This window comes from Bradyrhizobium genosp. P, from assembly GCF_049949265.1.
In the GTDB taxonomy this organism is placed as follows: domain Bacteria; phylum Pseudomonadota; class Alphaproteobacteria; order Rhizobiales; family Xanthobacteraceae; genus Bradyrhizobium.
Window position 1 is genome coordinate 1451837 of sequence record NZ_CP188195.1, and the last position, 21443, is coordinate 1473279.

Annotated in this window: 19 protein-coding genes; 12 read left to right on the top strand and 7 right to left on the bottom strand. The window is 63.8% G+C overall.

What is annotated here, in order from left to right; all coding sequences use genetic code 11:
* Window positions 1-172: 172 nt before the first annotated feature.
* The 8 genes from ACP2YO_RS06985 to ACP2YO_RS07020 all read left to right on the top strand — a co-directional run bounded on the left by ACP2YO_RS06985 (window position 173) and on the right by ACP2YO_RS07020 (window position 8059).
* Window positions 173-1018, top strand: a complete 846-nt coding sequence (locus tag ACP2YO_RS06985) for an outer membrane protein (RefSeq protein ID WP_426440200.1) — start codon at window positions 173-175, stop codon at window positions 1016-1018.
* A gap of 191 nt (window positions 1019-1209) precedes the next feature.
* Complete coding sequence (locus ACP2YO_RS06990) at window positions 1210-2049, top strand: outer membrane protein (RefSeq protein ID WP_426440201.1); 840 nt, start codon at window positions 1210-1212, stop codon at window positions 2047-2049.
* A 73-nt stretch (window positions 2050-2122) separates the two neighbouring features.
* Complete coding sequence (locus ACP2YO_RS06995) at window positions 2123-2713, top strand: glutathione S-transferase family protein (protein WP_426440202.1); 591 nt, start codon at window positions 2123-2125, stop codon at window positions 2711-2713.
* 18 nt (window positions 2714-2731) lie between these two features.
* Complete coding sequence (locus ACP2YO_RS07000) at window positions 2732-3202, top strand: N-acetyltransferase family protein (RefSeq protein WP_426440203.1); 471 nt, start codon at window positions 2732-2734, stop codon at window positions 3200-3202.
* Between the two features lie 170 nt (window positions 3203-3372).
* On the top strand, window positions 3373-3585 hold the full coding sequence (locus tag ACP2YO_RS07005; RefSeq protein ID WP_426440204.1) for a hypothetical protein: 213 nt from the start codon (window positions 3373-3375) through the stop codon (window positions 3583-3585).
* A gap of 78 nt (window positions 3586-3663) precedes the next feature.
* Complete coding sequence (locus tag ACP2YO_RS07010; protein ID WP_426440205.1) at window positions 3664-4836, top strand: phosphoserine transaminase; 1173 nt, start codon at window positions 3664-3666, stop codon at window positions 4834-4836.
* A 211-nt stretch (window positions 4837-5047) separates the two neighbouring features.
* Window positions 5048-6637 carry a phosphoglycerate dehydrogenase gene (serA, locus tag ACP2YO_RS07015; protein ID WP_426440206.1) on the top strand — a complete coding sequence of 530 codons (1590 nt, stop codon included), beginning with the start codon at window positions 5048-5050 and terminating at the stop codon, window positions 6635-6637.
* A 249-nt stretch (window positions 6638-6886) separates the two neighbouring features.
* A complete protein-coding gene (locus ACP2YO_RS07020; protein WP_426440207.1) occupies window positions 6887-8059 on the top strand; it encodes an acetyl-CoA C-acyltransferase in 1173 nt (390 codons plus the stop codon).
* A gap of 75 nt (window positions 8060-8134) precedes the next feature.
* Here the strand turns inward: ACP2YO_RS07020 and ACP2YO_RS07025 are convergent, their stop codons facing one another.
* Entirely contained in the window at window positions 8135-8602 is a 468-nt protein-coding gene (locus tag ACP2YO_RS07025; RefSeq protein ID WP_426440208.1) for a MarR family winged helix-turn-helix transcriptional regulator, read from the bottom strand.
* An 87-nt stretch (window positions 8603-8689) separates the two neighbouring features.
* Here ACP2YO_RS07025 and ACP2YO_RS07030 point away from each other — a divergent pair, with 87 nt between their 5' ends.
* From ACP2YO_RS07030 to ACP2YO_RS07040, 3 genes are all read left to right on the top strand, one after another.
* Window positions 8690-10213, top strand: a complete 1524-nt coding sequence (locus ACP2YO_RS07030) for an MFS transporter (protein WP_426440209.1) — start codon at window positions 8690-8692, stop codon at window positions 10211-10213.
* 177 nt (window positions 10214-10390) lie between these two features.
* The gene (locus tag ACP2YO_RS07035) at window positions 10391-12061 is read left to right on the top strand and encodes a mucoidy inhibitor MuiA family protein (protein ID WP_426440210.1); all 1671 of its coding nucleotides are present in this window, start codon (window positions 10391-10393) and stop codon (window positions 12059-12061) included.
* A gap of 178 nt (window positions 12062-12239) precedes the next feature.
* Window positions 12240-12575 carry an antibiotic biosynthesis monooxygenase family protein gene (locus ACP2YO_RS07040; RefSeq protein WP_426440211.1) on the top strand — a complete coding sequence of 112 codons (336 nt, stop codon included), beginning with the start codon at window positions 12240-12242 and terminating at the stop codon, window positions 12573-12575.
* An 81-nt stretch (window positions 12576-12656) separates the two neighbouring features.
* Here the strand turns inward: ACP2YO_RS07040 and ACP2YO_RS07045 are convergent, their stop codons facing one another.
* The 4 genes from ACP2YO_RS07045 to ACP2YO_RS07060 all read right to left on the bottom strand — a co-directional run bounded on the left by ACP2YO_RS07045 (window position 12657) and on the right by ACP2YO_RS07060 (window position 17163).
* A complete protein-coding gene (locus tag ACP2YO_RS07045; protein WP_426440212.1) occupies window positions 12657-13553 on the bottom strand; it encodes a carbohydrate ABC transporter permease in 897 nt (298 codons plus the stop codon).
* Window positions 13546-14502: a carbohydrate ABC transporter permease gene (locus tag ACP2YO_RS07050; RefSeq protein ID WP_426440213.1), complete on the bottom strand. Its 957-nt coding sequence runs from the start codon at window positions 14500-14502 to the stop codon at window positions 13546-13548. The genes ACP2YO_RS07045 and ACP2YO_RS07050 overlap by 8 nt, the downstream gene beginning before the upstream one ends.
* A gap of 132 nt (window positions 14503-14634) precedes the next feature.
* Entirely contained in the window at window positions 14635-15972 is a 1338-nt protein-coding gene (locus ACP2YO_RS07055; RefSeq protein ID WP_426440214.1) for an ABC transporter substrate-binding protein, read from the bottom strand.
* Between the two features lie 147 nt (window positions 15973-16119).
* Window positions 16120-17163, bottom strand: coding sequence for a C-terminal binding protein (locus ACP2YO_RS07060; RefSeq protein WP_426440215.1), 1044 nt, complete (start codon window positions 17161-17163; stop codon window positions 16120-16122).
* Window positions 17164-17449: 286 nt separating this feature from the next.
* On the opposite strand from ACP2YO_RS07060, the gene ACP2YO_RS07065 reads away from it, so the two are divergent.
* A complete protein-coding gene (locus tag ACP2YO_RS07065) occupies window positions 17450-19135 on the top strand; it encodes a methyl-accepting chemotaxis protein (protein WP_426440216.1) in 1686 nt (561 codons plus the stop codon).
* 123 nt (window positions 19136-19258) lie between these two features.
* Here the strand turns inward: ACP2YO_RS07065 and ACP2YO_RS07070 are convergent, their stop codons facing one another.
* On the bottom strand, window positions 19259-20209 hold the full coding sequence (locus ACP2YO_RS07070; RefSeq protein ID WP_426440217.1) for a DMT family transporter: 951 nt from the start codon (window positions 20207-20209) through the stop codon (window positions 19259-19261).
* Window positions 20210-20462: 253 nt separating this feature from the next.
* The gene (locus ACP2YO_RS07075) at window positions 20463-21308 is read right to left on the bottom strand and encodes a metal-dependent phosphohydrolase (protein WP_426443094.1); all 846 of its coding nucleotides are present in this window, start codon (window positions 21306-21308) and stop codon (window positions 20463-20465) included.
* Between the last annotated feature and the right edge of the window lie 135 nt (window positions 21309-21443).

The window sequence follows — 21443 nt, forward strand, 5'->3', positions numbered from 1 at the left end:
GCATCCCAGCATTTTTATCGACCCATAAGCGGCGACGCAAAAAAAGGTGAGAGAAAATCAACCTTAAAAATTAGGGTTAAGTGGCGCTTAAACATTTCCTGAGATCGTTCGGCTGTGAGTTTCAGATGTGAGGCCATTGTGCGCGCCTCACTTGGCCAAAAGGACGAAGCCAATGCGTAGCGTTAAGTCTCTGATTGCCGCAGGCGCGGCATCCTTGCTGTCCACGGCGGCGTTTGCTGCCGACCTGCCGATCATGCCGCCCCCGATGGCGTATGCACCCCCGCCGGTCCAGGACTTCGGCGGCTGGTATCTGCGCGGCGACATCGGCATGACCAATGCAAAAGGCAAGCTGCATTCTGATCTCTATGACACGCTGCCGGCGGGCACCGGTTTCCAGCAGTACGGCACGGGCTTCGATGGCGGCATGCTCTACGGCATCGGTGTCGGTTACCAGTTCAACAACTGGTTCCGCGCCGACGTCACCGGTGAGTATCGCTCGAAGGTCAGCTTCAACGGCACCGATTTCTTCCAGTTCCCCGGGCCCAGCCCGCTGGGCGACACCTACCATGGCAGCATGCAGAGCTGGGTCGGCCTTGTGAACGTCTACGCCGATCTCGGAACCTGGTGGTGCCTCACCCCGTTCGTCGGTGCCGGTGTCGGTGCCGCGACCATCAAGACGGGGGCCTTCTCTGACGTTGCCACCTTCCCGGGCGGGTCGGGCCTGACCAGCTCCTTCATTGCCGACGGCGCGACCAAGACCAATCTCGCCTGGGCGGTGCATGCCGGTGTCGCCTACAAGGTCACCAACAACTTCACGGTCGAACTGGCCTACCGCTACCTCGACATGGGCACTGCCGGTCATGGCCAGGGACACTTCTTCGACGGCACGTCGGCTGGTCCCTCGACCTTCCAGTTCCGCGACATCACTTCGCAGGACGTGAAGCTTGGCGTGCGCTGGGCTCTGCCCTGCTGCGACGTGCCGCCTCCGCCGCCGCCCGTGCTGATCCGCAAGGGTTAATTTCCAGCCTTCAACGGTTAACAATTGCAAACGGCGCGGGATCATCCCGCGCCGTTTTGCTTTGCCCGGTGTCACGCGAACTGCAACGTGGGCATGTCGAAAATCGGCGACGACAACGATTGGTTAAGGTTAACGGGCGATGATCAGCGCGTAATCGATGGGTTCGATGGAGCGTTGCGATGCGTAGGTTCTTGCTGGCAGCGATGATGTTCGGGGCGGTGACCGGCGCGCACGCGGCCGACATGCCCGATTTCCTTCGCGGCAGTCTCCCCGCTTCCAGCGCACCGACCAGGAACTGGGACGGCTGGTACGCCGGCGGTCAGGTCAGCCAAACATGGATCAACACTGACTTTGGGGGCAGCGTTGTGTCCCTGACCAATTCCATATTTCGCAACACCACGCTGCAGGATGCGACATCCCAACTCAATGTGCTGGGGCGGGTCAATGGACAAAGCTCGGGCTTCGGAGCGTTTGTCGGACGCAACTATCAGTACGACGACGTCGTGCTCGGTGTCGAAGCCAACTATAACTATTGGTCGAGCCTCGGGACATCGACCTCCGCAAGTCTGGGGCCGATTCAAGTCGCCGAGCCGACGCTGGTCTTGCCGACGGGGGCCACCGCGGTGGACGGAGTCTCGCTGAACGGAAAGGCTTCGCTGCAGGTCAAGGATGAGGTGACATTCCGCGGACGCGCAGGTTGGGCTACCGGCGACTTTCTGCCCTACATCTTCGGCGGTCTTGCGGTCGGCCGGATGGACGTTGCGCGCACAGTGAATAGTTCCGTGAGCAGAACGATCTACTTTGCCGACGGAAGTTCGACCAACTTCGTGCTACCGCAGTTTACGCAAACCGTGACGGCCGGGAGAACCAGCAACTACGTTGCCGGCTGGACCGCTGGTCTGGGCCTGGAATACATGTTGTGGGGCAACGTATTCGTGCGCGGCGAATGGGAGTACGTCAAGTTCATGTCGGTCCAGAACACGTCGGTCACGCAAAACAGCGTACATGCCGGCATCGGCTACAAGTTCTGACGCATGAGCCGCACTGCTTGACAGTGCGTAACGCGGCTGGTCGGATATCGCTCCGCGAGCGGAGCGCGTTCAAATGAGAATCCACGGCGACAGCAATTCGGGCAATTGCCTGAAGGTGAAATGGGTGTGCGACAAACTGGCGCTGCCCTACACCTGGGTCGAGATCGACACCACGAAGGACGGCAGCCGGACGCCTGAGTTCCTCGCGCTGAACGGCTGGGGGCAGGTGCCCACCGTGGAACTGGATGACGGCCGCACGCTCGCCCAATCCAACGCCATCATTCGCTATCTCGCGCGCGGCAGCGACCTGATCCCCGGCGATGCCTATCGCGAAGCGCAAATGAGTGCGTGGATGTTCTGGGAACAGAACAGCCATGAACCCTATGTGGCGGTTTGCCGCTTCCACATCGTCTATCTCGGCAAGGCCACAGCCGAGCTCGATCCGAACCTGGTGAAGCGCGGCTATGTCGCGCTCGATCATCTGGAGCGGCATCTCGGCGGCGCGCGGTTCCTGGCCGGCGACGCGTTCTCGCTCGCCGACGTCTCGTTGCTTGCCTATACGCGTGTCGCGCATGAAGGCGGCTTCGACCTCGAGCGCTATCCCATGGTGCGGCGCTGGATCGGCGACGCCGAAGCTGTGCTCGGCCTGCCGCCGGCCCGCTGAATTCCGCGAGAGACCGACATGACCACCGATTCATCGATCGCCATTCGTCGCGCCCGCCACGAAGACGTCGCCGCCATCGTCGGCATGCTCGCCGACGATCGGCTCGGCAGTGGACGCGAGCGGATCGAGGATCCGCTGCCGCGGTCGTACTACCAGGCGTTCGAGCGGGTCGATCGCGACCCCAATTTGCAGCTTGTCGTCGCCGTCGACGGCGAGGGCGCTGTCGTCGGCTGCCTGCAGCTTGCCGTGCTGCCGGGCCTGAGCTCGCAGGGAGCTTCGCGCGGATTGCTCGAGGATGTTCGCGTCGCAAGCCATTGCCGCAGCCGCGGCATCGGCGAAAGACTGGTGCAGTGGGCGGTCGCGGAAGCGCGCGCGAAAGGCTGCGTGCTCGTCGAGTTGTTGACGCATCACACGCGCATCGATGCGCAGCGGTTTTATGAACGGCTCGGCTTCGCGCGCAGCCATGTCGGCATGACAATTCGTTTCTGAATGTGCGAATGAAGTTGTGCCCATTGCTTTACCGCTGCCTGCGGTAGTCCTCGCTCTGCTATTCGGTTAAGGACCAATAAACTAAGCGGCCGTCCGTGATTTTACGGGGCGGAACGACTGCGCTATGTCGACGTCTCCCATGGGGCGCGGCGGCAGCTTGGGGATTTCAGATGCCAAATTATACGATCGTTCGGATCGGCAACGAGTACATCGTGCGAGCCGACGAGAAGAGCATTTTTAGAGTAGCGAGCCGGCGTATGGCAGCTAAGCTGGTGACGGATGCGGTGGAACTGCTCGATCAGGAAGCGGCGCAGCGGGTCGCCGATGCCCCGTCAATCAGCCGTGATGCTGACATCGTGCCCGGCGCATCCAAAGTTCCTTGACGTTTGGGTGCCCTTCCACTATCTGCGGCAGTGGGAAACCTCTCCCCACCGAGAGGCAGCTATCTGGAAGGGTAGATTATGACTGCAGCGAAGCCCGCTTCGCGGCCTCATGTGCCGCATTTCTCCTCCGGCCCTTGCGCCAAGCGCCCCGGCTGGAACCCCGAAAATCTCAAGGACGCAGCCCTCGGCCGTTCGCATCGTGCGAAGGTCGGCAAGGCCAAGCTTAAACTCGCGATCGAGCTGACGCGCGAAGTGCTTGAAGTGCCTGCCGATTACAAGATCGGCATCGTACCGGCGTCGGACACCGGCGCGGTCGAGATGGCGCTGTGGTCGCTGCTCGGTGCGCGGCCCGTCACCACGATCGCCTGGGAATCCTTCGGCGAGGGCTGGGTCAGCGACATCGTCAAGGAATTGAAGCTGAAGGAAGTCACCAAGCTCAACGCTGCCTACGGTGACATCCCCGATCTTTCCAAGGTCGATCAGAACTCAGACGTCGTCTTCACCTGGAACGGCACCACGTCGGGCGTTCGCGTTCCGAACGCGGACTGGATCAGCGCGACCCGCGAAGGTCTCACGATTTGCGACGCGACCTCGGCCGCCTTCGCGCAGCCGCTTGATTTTGCAAAGCTCGACGTCGTCACCTTCTCCTGGCAGAAGGCGCTGGGCGGCGAGGCGGCGCATGGCATGCTGATCCTCTCGCCGCGCGCAGTCGAACGGCTCGAGACCTACAAGCCGGCCTGGCCGCTGCCGAAGATCTTCCGCCTGACCAAGGGCGGCAAGCTCAACCAGGGCATCTTCGAAGGCGAGACCATCAACACGCCGTCGATGCTGTGCGTGGAAGACTATCTCGACGCGCTGAACTGGGCGAAGTCGATCGGCGGTCTGAAGGCGCTGATCGCGCGCGCCGACGCCAACACCAAGGCGCTCGCCGACTGGAAGGCGAAGACGCCGTGGATCGACTTCCTGGCGAAGGACGCCGCGACCCGCTCCAACACCTCGGTGTGCCTGAAGTTCACCGATCCCGCGATCATCTCGCTCCCTGCCGATGCGCAGGCCGACTTCTGCAAGAAGCTGGTCGCGCTGGTCGAGAAGGAGAACGCCGGCTTCGACTTCGCGTATTATCGCGATGCGCCCGCCGGCTTGCGGATCTGGTGCGGCGCCACTGTCGAAGCCAAGGACGTCGAGCTGCTGACGCAGTGGATCGACTGGGCCTTTGCCGAAACCAAGGGCGCGTTGGCCAAGGCGGCCTGAGTTTTTCCTTCACCTCTCCCCGTTCTTACGGGGAGAGGTCGGCGCATAGCGCCGGGTGAGGGGCTTCTCTCCACTCGCGCTGGTGTCTGTGGCTGCCCCTCACCCCAACCCTCTCCCCGTAAGAACGGGGAGAGGGAGAAGACCTGATCAGAGACTTCATTACATCGGCCCAGGTGGCCCGCTCCGTCTGCGGGGCAAAGGAACAATTCAGATGTCCAAACCCAAAGTTCTCATTTCCGACGCGCTGTCTCCCGCCGCCGTGCAGATCTTCAGGGATCGCGGCGTTGAAGTCGACTTCCAGCCCAATCTCGGCAAGGACAAGGAAAAGCTTGCCGAGATCATTGGCAATTACGATGGCCTCGCGATCCGCTCGGCCACCAAGGCGACCGCAAAAATCCTCGAGAAGGCGACGAAGCTGAAGGTGATCGGCCGCGCCGGCATCGGCGTCGACAATGTCGAGATTCCGGCCGCGACCGCCAAGGGCATCATCGTGATGAACACGCCGTTCGGCAATTCGATCACGACCGCCGAACATGCCATCACGCTGATGCTGGCGCTGGCGCGCGAGATCCCGCAGGCTGACGCCTCGACCCAGGCCGGCAAGTGGGAGAAGAACCGCTTCATGGGCGTCGAAATCACCGCCAAGACGTTGGGGGTGATCGGCTGCGGCAACATCGGCTCGATCGTCGCCGATCGCGCGCTCGGCCTGCGCATGAAGGTGATCGCGTTCGATCCGTTCCTGTCGCCGGAACGCGCCAAAGACATCGGCGTCGAGAAGGTCGACCTCGACGACCTGCTCAAGCGCGCCGATTTCATCACGTTGCACACGCCGCTGACCGAGAAGACCAGGAACGTGATCGACGCAGCCGCGATCGCCAAGATGAAGAAGGGCGTGCGCATCATCAACTGCGCGCGCGGTGGCCTGGTCGATGAGCAGGCGCTGGTCGATGCGCTGAATTCCAAGCATGTCGCGGGCGCCGCCTTCGACGTGTTCGTCGAGGAGCCGGCCACCACGAACGTGCTGTTCGGCCATCCCAACGTGATCTGCACCCCGCATCTCGGCGCCTCCACCACCGAAGCGCAAGAGAACGTCGCGCTGCAGGTCGCCGAGCAGATGTCGGATTACCTGCTGACCGGCGCGATCTCGAACGCGGTGAACTTCCCCTCGATCACCGCCGAAGAGGCGCCGAAGCTGAAGCCGTTCATCGAGCTTGCCGAGAAGCTCGGCTCGTTCGCCGGCCAGCTCACTGAGAGCGGCATCGTCAAGGTAGAGATCACCTACGAAGGCCACGTTGCCGAGATGAAGATCAAGGCGATCACCTCAGCCGTGCTGTCGGGGCTGCTGCGCCCGATGCTGGGCGAGGTCAACGTGGTCTCGGCGCCGGTGGTGGCCAAGGAGCGCGGCATGGTGGTGGACGAGATCGTCCGCGCTGCTCAGAGCGACTATGAAAGCCTGATCACGGTCACCGTCACCACCGAACGGCAGGAACGCTCGGTGTCCGGCACGGTCTATGCCGACGGCAAGCCGCGGCTCGTCGACATCAAGGGCATCCGGGTCGACGCCGAGTTCGGCAAGTCGATGATCTACGTGACCAACGAAGACAAGCCGGGCTTTATCGGCGGCTTCGCCAGCCTGTTGGGCGATGCCAAGATCAACATCGCGACCTTCCATCTCGGCCGCGTCAAGCAGGGCGGCGATGCCATTGCGCTGGTCGAGGTCGACGGCGCGGTGCCGGCTGATCTGCTGACCAAGGTGCAGGCGCTGCCGCAGGTGAAGCAGGCCAAGGCGCTGAAGTTCTAAGTTCGCATACTCGCTTCGCACCTCTCCCGCTTGCGGGGGAGGTCGCAGCGTGCTCGTGGCTGCGAGTCGACCTGACCACATCGGGCTAGCTCATCGATATTCCGATCTGCGGAACATGGCGCCGTCTCCGACCCCGGAGGCGGCGTTTGTGTTTGCGCGGCCTCTGGTATTCCTGTTGCAACAGCCAAAATATGTGTACGAACGGGCGAAGACGGGCCACAATGCCGGCCATCTCAAAGGGAGAAAACAATGCGTGAAGCCGTAATCGTTTCCTATGCGCGCACCGGCCTGGCGAAGTCCGGCCGTGGCGGATTCAACATCACCGCGCCGATGTCGCTGGCCGCGCACGCCATCAAGCACGCGGTCGAGCGTGCCGGCGTCGACAAGGATTATGTCGAGGACAGCTATCTCGGCAATTGCGCGCATGGCGCGCCGAACATCGGCCGCCAGGCGGCGCTGCTCGCCGGCCTGCCGAAGACCACTGCCGGCGTCTCGGTGAACCGCTTCTGCTCGTCGGGCCTGCAGACCATCGCGATGGCCGCGAATTCGATCCGCTCCGACGGCTCGGATTGCATTGTGGCCGGCGGCGTCGAGAGCATCTCGATTCCCGGCGGCGGCTCGCCGAAGGAATCGATCGATCCGGAGCTGCTTAAGGCCGCGCCCGACATCTTCATGGCGATGATCGACACCGCCGACATCGTGGCCGAGCGCTACAAGGTCAGCCGCGAATATCAGGACGAGTATTCGCTGGAATCGCAGCGCCGCATGGCGGCAGCCCAGCAGGCCAACAAGTTCAAGGACGAAATCGTCCCGATGAAGACCAGGATGAAGGTGGTCGACAAGGCGACCAAGGCCGAGTCGATCGTCGACTACGTCGTCGACAAGGACGAGTGCAACCGCCCCGAGACGACGCTTGAAGGTCTCGCCAAGCTCGAGCCGGTGAAGGGCCCCGGCAAGTACGTCACCGCCGGCAATGCCAGCCAGTTGTCCGACGGCGCCGCTGCAGTGGTGCTGATGGAAGCCAAGGATGCCGAGAAGCGCGGCCTGCACCCGATGGGCCGCTTCGTCGCCTGGGCTTCGGCCGGCTGCGAGCCCGACGAGATGGGCATCGGTCCGGTGTTCGCCGTGCCGAAGCTTCTGAAGCGCCACGGCCTGAAGGTCGAGGACATCGATCTCTGGGAGCTCAACGAGGCCTTCGCCAGCCAGTGCCTTTATTCGCGCGACCAACTCGGCATCGATCCCGAAAAGTACAACGTCAATGGCGGCTCGATCGCGATCGGCCATCCCTTCGGCATGACCGGCGCCCGTCTCACCGGCCATCTGCTGCAGGAAGGCCGTCGCCGCAAGGCCAAGTGGGGCGTCGTGACCATGTGCATCGGCGGTGGCCAGGGCGGCGCAGGCCTGTTCGAGATCTACAGCTGAGCTTGACGCGGACTGAACATCAGCGGCCCGGCGATCGTCGCCGGGCCGCTTTGATTTGAAGCTACCCATTTGATGCTACCCAGCCGGCGAAACCGCCGACAGCTCGCCAAATTCGAGAGATGCGACCAGTTCGAGCGTTCGCCGCAGATCGGCCGCCTGTTTCGCGCCGAACGCGGTCTCGAACCGGTCCTGCGCCTGCTTCCAGGCGGCCTGCGACTCCGCGAGCCTGGCTTCGCCGCGCTTGGTCAGCCGCACCAACCTGCTGCGGCGGTCGGTCTTGTCGACGGCGACGCTGACGAGGCCGTCGCGTTGCAGCGGCTTCAGGTTGTGGTTGAGCGCCGTACGGTCGAGCACCAGCGCGGCAGCAAGCTCGCCCATGGTCGGTGACCCTCCTGACCTTGCGACATTGACCAGAATGGCGCGCTGCGTTGCGCGCAGTCCCGACGATGCAAGGATCGCGTCGTAGAGCTGCGACACGTTCCGTGCGGCCTTGCGCAACGCCGTAACGTTGCACCGGCTGCCCTGCGTCATGCTCTTTGTCATCGCGTCGCTGCCTCCAAACCAGGCTTGACAATTACATGCATATGCATCCTATGGCAATAGGTGCACATGCACACAATCGAGGCCGGGATGTCTGAAGCGGACGGAGATGCGATCGAATTGCCGATCGGCGAGGCGGTGGGACAGCGGCCTCGCGCGGCGACGGCCTCGCCAAAAATGGCTACTTCAAGAACGGCGACCCCAAGACAGGCGACCCCAAGACAGGCGACCCCAAGACAGGCGACCCCAAGACAGGCGACCCCGAGACAGGTCCTCGCGATCGTATCGGTCGGAATCTGCCTCGCCAATCTCGATCTGTTCATCGTCAATGTCGGGCTGCCGAACATCGCGCGGGACTTTCACGATGCCTCGCTCGAGGATCTGTCCTGGATCCTCAACGGCTATGCGATCGCCTATGCTGCGTTACTGGTGTTCTTCGGGCGGCTCGCCGAGCGCCACAGCCGCAATCTGAGCTTCCTGCTCGGCGTTGCGCTCTTCACCATCGCGTCGGCGGCGTGTGCACTCGCACGCAATGTCGAGTTCCTGGTTATCGCGCGGATTGTGCAGGCCGCAGGAGCCGCGCTGATGACCCCGACGTCGCTCGGCCTGCTGTTGGCATCCTTTCCGCCGGAGCAGCGCCCTAGTGCGGTCCGCACCTGGACGGCGATCGGCGGGCTCGCCGCGGCGCTTGGACCGCTTGTCGGCGGCGTGCTGGTGACATTCGACTGGCGCTGGATATTCATGGTCAACGTTCCGATCGGCGTCATTGCGATCGTGATCGGCTGGTGGAAGCTGCCCGAGGTCCCCGGCCACGACGCGCCGCGTCCAAATCCCTGGGCGGCTCTGCTGGTGACCTGTGGCATCGGTGCCCTGATATTTGCGATTGTAAAGGCGAACGATTGGGGCTGGAATTCGCGCGGCATTGTCGCCGCCTTTGCCGTTGCAACGGTGTGTATCGCCGCCTTTACGCGGCACTGCCTCAAATCGCGCAATCCCTTCGTCGATCCCGCGTTGTTCTCGGTGCGGCCGTTCACCGGTGCGTCCCTGGTCATGGCGCCGTACTCGGCGGCCTTCGGCGCCACGCTGTTTTCAGTCGCGCTGTGGGAGCAGACCGTGTGGGGCTGGTCGGCGTTGAAGACCGGCCTTGCGATCGCACCGGGTCCGCTGCTCGTGCCGTTTACCTCGCTGTTGTTTGCCGGCCGGCTGATCGCGCGATTTGGCGCGGCAAGCGTCGTTTTCGCCGGAATCGTGTTCTTCGCAGCCGGCCTCGCGACGTGGGCAACCCAGTTCGGCGCGGACAGCAACCCGCCTGCCGCCGTCATCGGCATGATGCTGACCGGCGTCGGCGTTGGATTGACCTTTCCGACGTTGATGGGCGTCAGCGCCGGCTCCCTGCCGCCATCGTCGTTTGCGACCGGCGCGGGTGTGATCAACATGGTCCGGCAGTCGGCGCTCGCGATCGGCGTGGCGATCTTTGTCGCGATCCTTGCAGCCCCGATGTCGGCGGCCGACAGGATCGCGGCGTTTCATCGCGGCTGGTGGATCATGATTGCCGTCACCATTGCGGGCCTCGTGCCGAACTATTTCTACATCCGGCGCAAATCAGGCCGGTGATCTGCAAAAGTCACCGCCGTGCCATCCGGCAGCCGTGACGGCGCCATCGTCACGCCGCGCGGAAACCTCAATTGAACCGGCTCTTTCCTCGCCGCGTCTCACCACGAGCAGGGGTGCGCCCACGGACCGGTCGCACCCCAATGTCTCGCGCGATGCGGCGCGTTTCGGAGGGATGTCATGCGATTGATTTCGAGTTGTCTCGTTACGACCAGCCTGGTGGTGGTGAGCGCGCTGGCCGCCGGGCCGCTGTACGCGGCCGATCTCAATACGGAGTCCAGTCTCGACGCGGTCACCGTCTATCCCGATGGCGCGAGCGTCACGCGCGTCGTCACGCTCGATCTGCCCGCCGGCGAGAATACGCTCGTGGCAAAGGATTTCCCGGCCTCGCTCGATCCGTCTTCGTTGCGGGTCGAAGGTGAGGCGGGCGCGAAGCTGATGATCGGCGCAATCGATGCGCGCAAGCCGCGGGGGGCGCCGGTCAATTTGCCCGAGATCGACAAGCGCATCGAGGCGCTGAAGGATTCTCGCGACGATCTGCAAGGTATCATCACCTCAGCCCAGGCGCGGCGTAAATTCGCCGAGCGTTTTGCCGAGGACTCGCCGGCCGGATTGGGCGAGAAGGGCGAGTCGCGGCCGTTGAGCGAATGGCGTGCCGCGTTCTCCGCCGTCGCGGACGAGGTCGCGACTGCGGACAGCGCAATCCGCGATGCCATGCGCAAGCAGCGCGAGATCGACCGCGAGATCGAGCAGCTTGAGGCCGACCGAACCGCCAAGCCGCCCAGCAAGGTCGAGGTGCGGATCGACGTCGCTTCCACAGCCGCGACCAAGGCGACGCTGCGCGTCACCTATTCGGTACCCGGTGCGCGCTGGACGCCGCTGTATGACGCGCGCCTTGATAGCGGCGCCAAGGACCGCAAGCCCGCGCTCGAACTGGTGCGGCGCGCCGAGATCACCCAGTCGACCGGCGAGGACTGGTCGAACGTCACGCTCGGCGTCTCCACCGTGCGCGTGGCGCACGGCGGCAACGCACCCGATCTCAATTCGCTGCTCGTGCAATATCCGCAGCCGCCACGGCCGCTGGCGCAGGCAGACACGCTATCCGATGGCAGGCGGCTCCGCTCCACGCTGGCGCCGGCAGCGCCGGCCGTCCAGGAGTTCAAATTTGGTGGGGGGACGACCTTTGGGGAACAAGAGGCGGTCACCGAGGTCGGCGCCTTCCAGGCAACCTTCAAAATTCCCGGCCGCGTCAGCGTCGCCGCCAATGAGGGGGCCAAGAGCCTGCGGATATCGACCGGAACGATCGTCCCGGATCTTATGGTTCGCTCGGTTCCGGTGACCGACCCGACGGCGTTTCTCGAGGCGAGCTTCGTGCAGAGTGACGACGCGCCGCTGCTGCCGGGCCGGGTGTCGATCTACCGCGACGGTATCTTCGTTGGTCTCGGCAGGATGGCCGCGACGGCGAAGGACGAGACCGTGCGGCTTGGCTTTGGTGCCGATGACAAGGTCAAGATCGAACGCGCGGTGGTGAAGCGCAACGAGGGCTCCGTCGGGCTGATCGTGACGACGTCGAAGACCGACGAGCGCGCGTTCAAGACCACGGTGCGCAACGGCCACGACTTCCCGGTCAAGGCCGCGATCCAGGATCAACTGCCGGTCAGCGAGAACCAGGACATCGTGGTCGAGATGTTGCCGTCGTCGACGCCTGCCACCACCACCAACCTCCGCGACAAGCGTGGCGTGCTGGAATGGGCCTTCGAGGCCAAGCCGGGCGAGGTCCGCGACATCAATTTCGCCTGGCGGATACGCTGGCCCAAGGACAAGGGCGTCGTGATGGTGCCGGCCGGGTGATCTGCGTTCTATCGGCAAATTGAGTGTCGTGCCCCGCCTTGAGTGGGGCATCCAGTACGCCGCGGTCCCTCGCGTGATTATGAGTGCCTCTCGAATACTGGATCGCGATAGGTCGTGCTATCAACGAGATCGGTTGGCAGGATACGAAGACATCCGCTGTAGACAGGAGAATGCTTTCATGTTCATCGCAATGAACAGGTTTCAGGTGAAGAAGGGCTCGGAGCAGGCGTTCGAGACCGTCTGGAAGACCCGGGAGTCTTATCTCGGCGACACGCCGGGCTTCATCGAGTTTCACCTGGTGAAGGGGCCGGAGGCCGAGGACCACACGCTCTACGCCACGCACACGGTGTGGGCCGACAAGGCCGCGTTCGAGGCCTGGACCAAGTCGGAAGCTTTCCGCCGCGCGCATTCCCGTGCCGGCAACGAAGCCGGCGGCAGCCTCTATCTCGGCCATCCCAAGTTTGAAGGCTTCGAGGTGCTGATCACCGAGCGGGCGAAGAACACCGCGGCATGATGAAGGAATGCGACAATCTCCATGACCCTGAGAAGCGCGTTCGGCGCTCCTCAGGGTCGCGGGGATAGAGCAGAACGCCCGCTACTCCTTCACCGCGCCGGTCAGCGACGACACGTAGTAATCCACGAACAGCGAGTAGAACAGCGCCACCGGCAGCGAGCCGAGCAGGGAGCCTGCCATCAGCGCGCCCCACTGATAGACGTCGCCGGTGATGAGCTCCGTCAGGATTGCAACCGGTACCGTCTTGTTGGCGCCGTTCTGGATGAAGGCGAGCGCGTAGATGAATTCGTTCCACGACAGCGTGAACGAGAAGATGCCGGCGGAGATCAGGCCGGGCACCGCGAGCGGCAGCGTGATCCGCCACAGGATCTGCAGCCGCGTCGCGCCGTCGACCAATGCGCATTCCTCGAGCTCATAGGGGATCGACTTGAAATAGCCGATCAAGAGCCAGGTACAGAACGGCACCAGGAAGGTCGGATAGACCAGGATCAGCGCCAGCGGCGAGTCGAACAGGCCGAACTGCACGATCACGGTCGCGAGCGGAATGAACAGGATCGAGGGCGGCACCAGATAGGCGAGATAGATGCCGAGGCCCACATAGGGGCTGCCGCGGAAACGCAGCCGCTCGATGGCGTAGGCCGCAAGCGTCGAGGCAAACAACGACAGCACGGTGGATCCAACAGCGACCAGCATGGTGGTCTTCAACCAGCGTGGATAGGAGGTCTCGAACAACAGGTGCTTGATATGCGCCAGCGTCGGCGATGTGATCCAGAACGGATTGTGCTCCTTGTAGTTCAACAGCTCCGCGTTCGGCTTGAACGAAGTGATCGCCATCCAGTAGAACGGGAACAGCAGGATCACGACGAAGCAGGCCAGCGGCAGATAGATCATCACCACTCGCCGCGTGCGGGAATCCCACGACATCGTGTCGGGCGTGGCGCTGGCGACGTTGCTCGATTGAGCCGTTACGTCAGTCATTGGCCTCTCCCTGCTGCCATTTGCGGCGGGCGAGGCCGAAGTAGCTGAACAACGTCGCGAACACGAGGAACGGGATCATCGACACCGCGATCGCGGCACCTTCGCCGAGCTCGCCGCCGGCGATGCCGCGCTGGAACGCCAGCGTCGCGAGCAGGTGGGTCGAGTTGACGGGACCGCCGCGGGTGATGGCGTAGACGAGCTGGAAGTCGGTGAAGGTGAAGATGATCGAGAACGTCATCACGATCGCCAGGATCGGCATCATCATCGGGAAGGTGATGTAGCGAAAGCGCTGCCAGGCGGTGGCGCCGTCGAGCATCGCGGCCTCGTAGAGCGAGGGCGAGATGGTCTGCAATCCCGCCAGCAGCGAGATCGCGACGAACGGAATGCCACGCCAGATATTGGCCGCGATCAGCGAGAACCGCGCCGGCCAGGGCGAGCCGAGGAAGTCGACATTGGTCGAGCGGACGTGCAGCACGTCGACCAGGAGATAAGAGATGATCGAGAATTGCGGATCGTAGATCCACCAGAACGCCAGCGCCGACAGCACCGTCGGCACGATCCACGGCAAGAGCACGATGGCGCGGATCAGGCTCTTGAACGGGAAATGGTTGTTGAGCAGCAGCGCCAGCCAGAAGCCGAGTGCGAATTTCCCGAAGGTCGCGACCGCGGTGTAGAAGATGCTGTAGAACACCGCGTTCCACCACAGGGGATCGCTGAGCAAATACTGGAAATTCTCCAGCCCGACATAGACGCCGCGCCGGCCGATGGTGGTGTCGGTGAAGGCGAGCCAGATGCCGAGGCCAAGCGGATAGGTCAGGAAGACCAGCAGCAGGCCGATCGCGGGCGTCAGGCACACCACGATCAGGAACGGCTTGTAGTCGAACACCCGCGCGATCCAGCTCGGCTGGCGCAGCGCGTAGGTGCGGGCGGGGATGGTCGTTACGGACATTGATGGCCTATCCTGGTGCGGATGCCGTCACCACACCGTCGTTGCGAGCGAAGCGAAGCAATCCATGTCTCCGCACAAAGAAAGAATGGATTGCTTCGTCGCGTTGCTCCTCGCAATGACGGCCGCTGCCTGCTACCTCCGGAAATATCGCTTCGCGCGCCGCTCGGCTTCCGCCGCGGCGGCTTCCGGCGTCGCCGCGTCGGTCGCGACCGATGCACACATCTGCACCAGCACGTAGTCGGCAGTGACAGCGCCGGTCCCGGTCGAAATCGGCCCGTTGTAGCCGTTGTAATAGGGGCTCTTCATCGTATCCTTGAAGATCGCGACCTTGGGGTCGCCCGACCACACCGCGGCATCGGCATAGGCCGCCAGCGGCTGCGCCCAGTAGCCCGAGTTGGCATTGAGCCACGGCTCATACTGCTCTTTTTCCAGCATGAACTGCAGGAAGGCCTTCGCTGCGTTGGGGTAGGGGCTGTGCTTGAACACCATCGCGTTCAGCGTCAGGCCGGACATCGGATAGGTCGCGGCCAGCCCCTTGGGCAGGAACTGGTGCTCGGTGTCGTCGGCGATCGCCTTGGTCGCGGGATCGTTCTTCAGAGAGAAGTACAGCGAGACGCCGTTCGCGGTCAGGCTGATGTCCTGCGCCGAGTAGGCGCGGTTGTTGGAGACGTCGTTCCACGACGGCGTGCCGGCGATGAAGGTCGGATACAGCTCCTTGAGATATTTCAGCGCGGCGATCGTCTCCTTGCTGTTGATGACGATGTTGCCTTCTGGATCCAGTAGCGCGGCGTTGTGCGACCACAGGATCCAGCTCGCGAAGCCGTTGCCGTCGCCGACGGCGTTGCCGAGTGCGAAGCCCGCGGGCTTGCCGGCCGCCTTCAGCTTCTTGCAAAGCTCGAGGATACCGGCGTGATCGTCCGGCACCTTGTCGAAGCCGGCGGCCTTGACCAGCGACTTGCGGTAGACCAGCGGACCGCCCGAGGCGCCGAATGGCAGGCCGATCCAGGTCTTCGACTTGGCGCGCATACCGTATTTCTGCGCCAGCGTCAGCCAGCCGCCATAGCGCTGGCCGAGATAGTCGGCGACGTCGGTCAGTTCGATCAGCTTGTCGACATAGATGTGCGGCGCGTCGCCGAAGCCGATGATCATGTCGGGGCCGGCGCCGGAGTTCGAGGTCACAGCGGTCTGCTGGTTGATGTCCTCCCAACCGACGAAATCGACCTTGACCTCGACGCCGGTCTTGTCGGTGAATTTCTTGGCATTGGTACGGAACACGTCTTCGTCGGCCTGGACGAAGCGTACCGGCCGCAGCATCCGCAACGTCGCGCCCTTTTCGATCGGCAGCGACGGCGCGGCCACCTCGGCGGCCTTCACCTTCGATGCATCCTGCGCCGCAGCCCCGGTTGCAGCCAATGCTGCCGCGGAAACCCCCAGCGCCAACGCGTCGCGACGCGTGATCTCGGTCTTCATTCGTTCGCTCTCCCTGGTCTTCTGTTTTTGTTGTTTCTTCCCGGCGTTGGCCGCCGGTGAAGGGTCGCCTTGGTCCCAGCGCGCACGTGAAGCCCGCCGTCCCGCTTCGCTTGCGGGACGGGCCCTCGCGTGACAATGCGCCGCCGCCTAGCTGTTCGGACCGCGATCCATGCTGACAGGCTGCCAGCGGCGCAGCGCGGTGGTTTGCAGCACCGACGGGTTGACGCAGCTTACCGGCCACATGCCTTGCAGCACTAGTGACAATTCGTAGCCCACCCGGCGCTTGCGTGCCTCGTCAAAACGTGCCGAGGCCGAGGCGACGTGGGCGGTCAGGGTAACATTGTCCATCCCGAGCATCGGATTGTTGTGCGACGGCGGCTCCTTTTCCAGCACGTCGAGCGCGGCGTGCGCAATCCAGCCCTCCTGCAGCGCCTTGATCAGCGCCTCCTCGTCGACGGTGGCGCCGCGGCCGGTGTTGACGAAAACAGCCGTTTTTTTCATCTGACGAAAATGCTTCTCGGTCAGCATGTGGTGCACCTCGGGCCGCGCCGGCGCATGCATCGAGACGAAATCCGACTGCGACAGCACCTCCGACAGCGTGGAGGGGATCACGCCGTGGTCGTACATCAGCGTTTCCTGGATGAAGGGGTCGTAGGCCATCATCCGCAGGCCGAACGGCGCGGCGCGTTTTGCCACCGCGCGCGCGACCCGGCCGAACGAGATGAAGCCGAGCGTCTGGCCCATCAGGCGTGGAATTTTCAAAAGCGCCGGGCGCCCCTCGGCCCAGCGGCCGGTCCGCACCATCCGGTCCTGCTCGACCAGGCGGCGGAAGCCTGACAGCAGCAGCATCATGGCGTGGTCGGCGACCTCCTCGATGAAGGTGTCGGGGATGTTGGTGACGGGGATGCCGCGGGCGGTCGCGGCCTTCACGTCGACCGAGTCGACGCCGACGCTGCCGAGCGTGATCACCTTGCAGTTTTCGAGGGCGTCGATGATCGTCTTGGTGATCGGCATGCCCTTGGCGTAGATCGCGTCCGCGGTCTTTGCCGCGGCGATGAACTCGGCCTCGTTGGCCGGGGCCTCGACGATCTCGGCGCCAACAGGGTCGAGCGCCTCCTTTTCATAGTCGTAGCCGCCGCCGGCGACCGTGAAGCTTGCGCCCTTCGGCGTGACCACCCTGAATTTCGGCATTGCCTGCTCCCGATGTAGGTCTTCTGTTATTGTTCGTTGCTGGTTTGCTTCTTGCTCTTCTTGATTGCCAGGCCGCGGTCTCGCGCCGCCGCCTTCATATGCTTTTACGCGACATATTCTTCTACGCGACTTGGGCTGCCCCCTCCACAATTGCCGGTTGGTGTTCAGCGCGATTCTCCGGGCTTCTACGGGGAACTTGTGTAACCAACGGGTAAAGGGTCTCACATTACGGTGAGCGGAATCAATCCACCCATCGCGCCGCGTTCCCCACCTCCCGGAGATCCCCGTGAAGCTGTCAAATCTGAAGATCACCCCCAAGCTCGGCATCTTGGTGGGCGTGGCCCTTGTCGGCCTCTGCACCGCCGGCATCCTCGCGATCAATCTGATGCAGCGTGAGATGACGAATGCGCGCATCGACCAGGCCAAGGCGATGGTCGAGATGGCCAAGAACTACGCGGTAAGCCTGAAGAAGGACGTCGACGCCGGAAAGCTGACCAAGGAGGCCGCGATGGCCGAGCTTGGCAAGCGCGCCAACGCCATGACCTATGACAACGGCTCCGGCTATCTGTTCGGCACGTCCTATGACGGCATCACCGTGCTGGCGCCCGATCCGAAGCAGGTCGGCACCAACCGCATGGACGTCGTGACCAACGGCCGCAAGCTGTCCCAGGAGCTGATGAACGGTGTCAAGGCCAACGGCGATATCCTGCTGTTCTATGAATATGTGAAACCCGGTCAGGAGACGCCGATCCGCAAGCTCGGCTATGCCGTCGCGGTGCCCGGCTTCGACATGTACCTCGGCACCGGCGCCTATCTTGAAGACATCGACACCAAAATGCGGCCGATCACCTGGATGCTCGGTCTTGCCATTCTCGGCATCGGCATCATCTCCAGCTCGGTCGCCTGGCTGATTGGCCGCAGCATCTCCCGGCCGCTCAATCTGCTCGGCAATCGCATGCGCGACATCGCCGACGGCAAGCTCGACGGCGAGATCCCCGGCGTCGGTCGCGGCGACGAGGTCGGCGCGATGGCGTCGACCGTGCAGATATTCAAGGACAACGCAGTACGCATTCGTGGTCTCGAACAGGCCGAGGCCGAAACCCAGGCCCGCGCCGCTGCCGAGCGCCGCACCGCCATGGAGAACATCGCAAGCGACTTCGAGCGCAGCGTCAACGGCATCGTCCGCTCGGTGGCGACGGCTGCGGCCGGCATGCAGACCACCGCGCAGTCGATGACCGCGACCGCGAGCGACGCCAGCGCAAGGGCCGCGACCGTGGGCGCAGCTTCCGACAGCGCCTCCAACAATGTCGGCACGGTTGCCGCCGCGGCCGAGGAGCTCTCCTCGTCGGTTGCCGAAATCGCCCGCCAGGTGGCGCGTTCCAGCGAGGTCGCCGGCAAGGCCGTGGCCGACGCCGAGCGCACCAATGCCACCGTGCAGGCGCTCTCCACCGGCGCCGAGAAGATCGGCGAGGTGGTCAAGCTCATCCACTCGATCGCCGCCCAGACCAATCTGCTCGCGCTCAACGCCACCATCGAGGCGGCGCGCGCCGGCGAATCCGGCCGCGGCTTCGCGGTGGTTGCTTCCGAGGTGAAGGCGCTGGCCAACCAGACCGCGAAGGCGACCGAGGAGATCTCGGCGCAGGTCGCGGCGATGCAGGCCTCCACCGGCGAGGCGGTGGCCTCGATCGGCGGCATTACCGCGACCATCGCGCAGATGAGCGAGATCACCTCCTCGATCTCGACCGCGATCGACCAGCAGGGCGATGCGACCCGCGAGATCGCGCGCAACATCCAGCAGGTCGCGGCCGGCTCGAGCGAGATCTCGGCCCATATCGGCGGCGTCACCACCGCGGCTGCCGCCACCGGCACTGCGGCAGGCGACGTATTGTCGAACGCCCGCGAACTCGACACCCAGTCGGGCATGCTGCGCAACGCCGTCGACGGGTTCCTGCAGAAGGTCCGCGTGGCGTAGCTCGCGTAGGTTTGTGCGTAGGGTCGGCAAGGCGAAGCGTGCCCACCTTCAAGAGCACGACACTTGATGGTGGGCGCGGCGCAAGCGCGCCTTTGCCCACCCTGCGATTCCAGCTTGGGACCGCTAGCGCTTGGCCGATCCCTGCCGCGAGGCGATCACGACGCCGGCGAGCACGAGCGCGTAGCCGATCAGGTGATATGGTGCGAGCTGTTCGCCGAGCAGCAGGATCGCCATCGCCGAGCCGAACACCGGCACCAGATGAAGGAACGGCGCGGCGCGGTTCGGACCGATCAGCGCGACGCCGCGGTTGAAGAACAGATAGGCGAGCGTGGACGGGAAGATCAGCACGAAGCCGAGCGTGGCCATGGTCAGCAGGTCGAACTGCAACCTCGCGCCGGTCGAGAATTCCCAGATCGCGGCCGGCAGCAGCAACAGCGCGCCGCAGCATGTGGTGAACGAGATCAACGAGAGCTGATGGATCCTCGGGCGCCGCGGGATCAGCGCCGAATAGAGCCCGAACGACACCAGCGAGGCGCCGAACATGATGTCGCCCTTGTTGAAGCTGATGCTGGCCAGCGCCGAGATATCGCCGCGCAGGATGATGGTGAGCACGCCGGCCAGCGAGATCGCGATGCCGGCAAGCTGCGCCGGCGTCAGCCTGACGCCGAACAGGATCAGCGACCACAGCGCCACGAACAGCGGGCCTCCCGACTGGATCAGCAGCGCATTCAGCGCCTCGGTATACTGCAGTGCCCAGTAGGAGATCGCGTTGTTGAACGCGAAGCCGACGGCGGACAGCAGCAGCATCAGCGGCAGCTGTGCGCGCAGCTTCGGCCAATCCTGCTTCAGATGCGGCCAGGCGAACGGCAGCAGGATCAGGAACACGCCGAACCAGCGGACCGTGGTCAGTGTGATCGGCGGCACATGGCTGCCGACATGCCGGGCCAGCACGATGTTGCCGGCCCAGAACAGCGACGTCAGGCTGAGCAGCAGATAGGGCTGGTCGTTGAGCCAGTGCAGCGGCGAACGATGCGTGGGTGCGGCAGGTGCGGGCAAAGCGCGGAGATCGGTCATTGCTGTGCGATGTTGTGCCCGAATCCGGCGTCGCGACAAGACAAAAGAGCGGATTGGTGCCATGCGCGTCGCTCGTCATCACCGCTGTCATTACCCGCGCAGCACCCCCGTCATCCTGAGGTGCGAGCAGAGCAAGCCTCGAAGGATGCACGGCCCGGATGGTAGCCGATTCATCCTTCGAGGCTCGCCGAGGAGGCTCGCACCTCAGGATGACGGGGATAGATTCGAGCGCGCGTGACCCAGATCACTGTGCCTATTTCTGCGGTCCCGACAGCGAGATGTCGCGCTCGGCGCGGAACACGTTGCCGTAGAGATTGGCAATCCATTGCCGCCCGCTGGAGGTGATGTTGAGGTGGCGGATCGCCTTCTGGACATGCGGTGCGACGCTGTTCCAGTAGAACTGCGGATAGAGGTTGACGATGTCGGCCGGCGAATCGTAGCCGAGCTGGCGGTTCAGCCCGGCCTCCTCGAATTCGTGATACAGCGCATTGGCCTTGCGGATGTAATGGGGATCGCCGAGCTGGCCGATCAGGTCGGCGGCGCGGAGCAACGCGGCCTCGTCGTCGAATGCCTGGTTCTCGGCCGGGAGACTTTCCGGGAATCGCGTGCCTTCGATGGCGCGCGCGATGCGGCCGCTGTCGAGCTGTGCGATGCCCTTGATCCGTTCGATCACGAACATCTTCGAGCGGTCGACGTGATAGGGCAGCAATGCGGCGTCCGACGAGCCGCGCGGCAGCGCGACCTTGCGTCCATCAGCGTCGACCAGATAGCCGTCCTGGTCGTCGGCCTCGAACAGGCCGCGCACATAGCCGATGTCGTGCGTGAGGCAGGCGATGATGACGTGGGCATAGTCTTCCGCGGTCATGTGCGCGTGCAAGGCGCGCCCGCGCAGGATGTCGTGGCCGGCCAGGGTCACCAGCATGGTGTGCTCGACATTGTGATACAGCGCGTCGCTGTTGCCAATGCATTCGATCGCGATCCGCGCGATCGAGGGCACCGTCTCGACCAGCTGGGATTGCGCGCCACCGAACCGGCGTTGCATGTAATCGCCGAGGAACTTGCCGAGCGCGTCGGCCGCAAGTTCGGGAAGGGTCATCACGGCCTTGACCTCCGGGATCGCTGCGGCCTGCTGGCAGGCTTGAGGCCGGAGCGCCATTTCAGGGTAGCCCCGCCATGTGACATAATCGTTGCGGCCGGACCGCGGCCAGGTCTTGTTGGGAGCTACAGGTCTTGT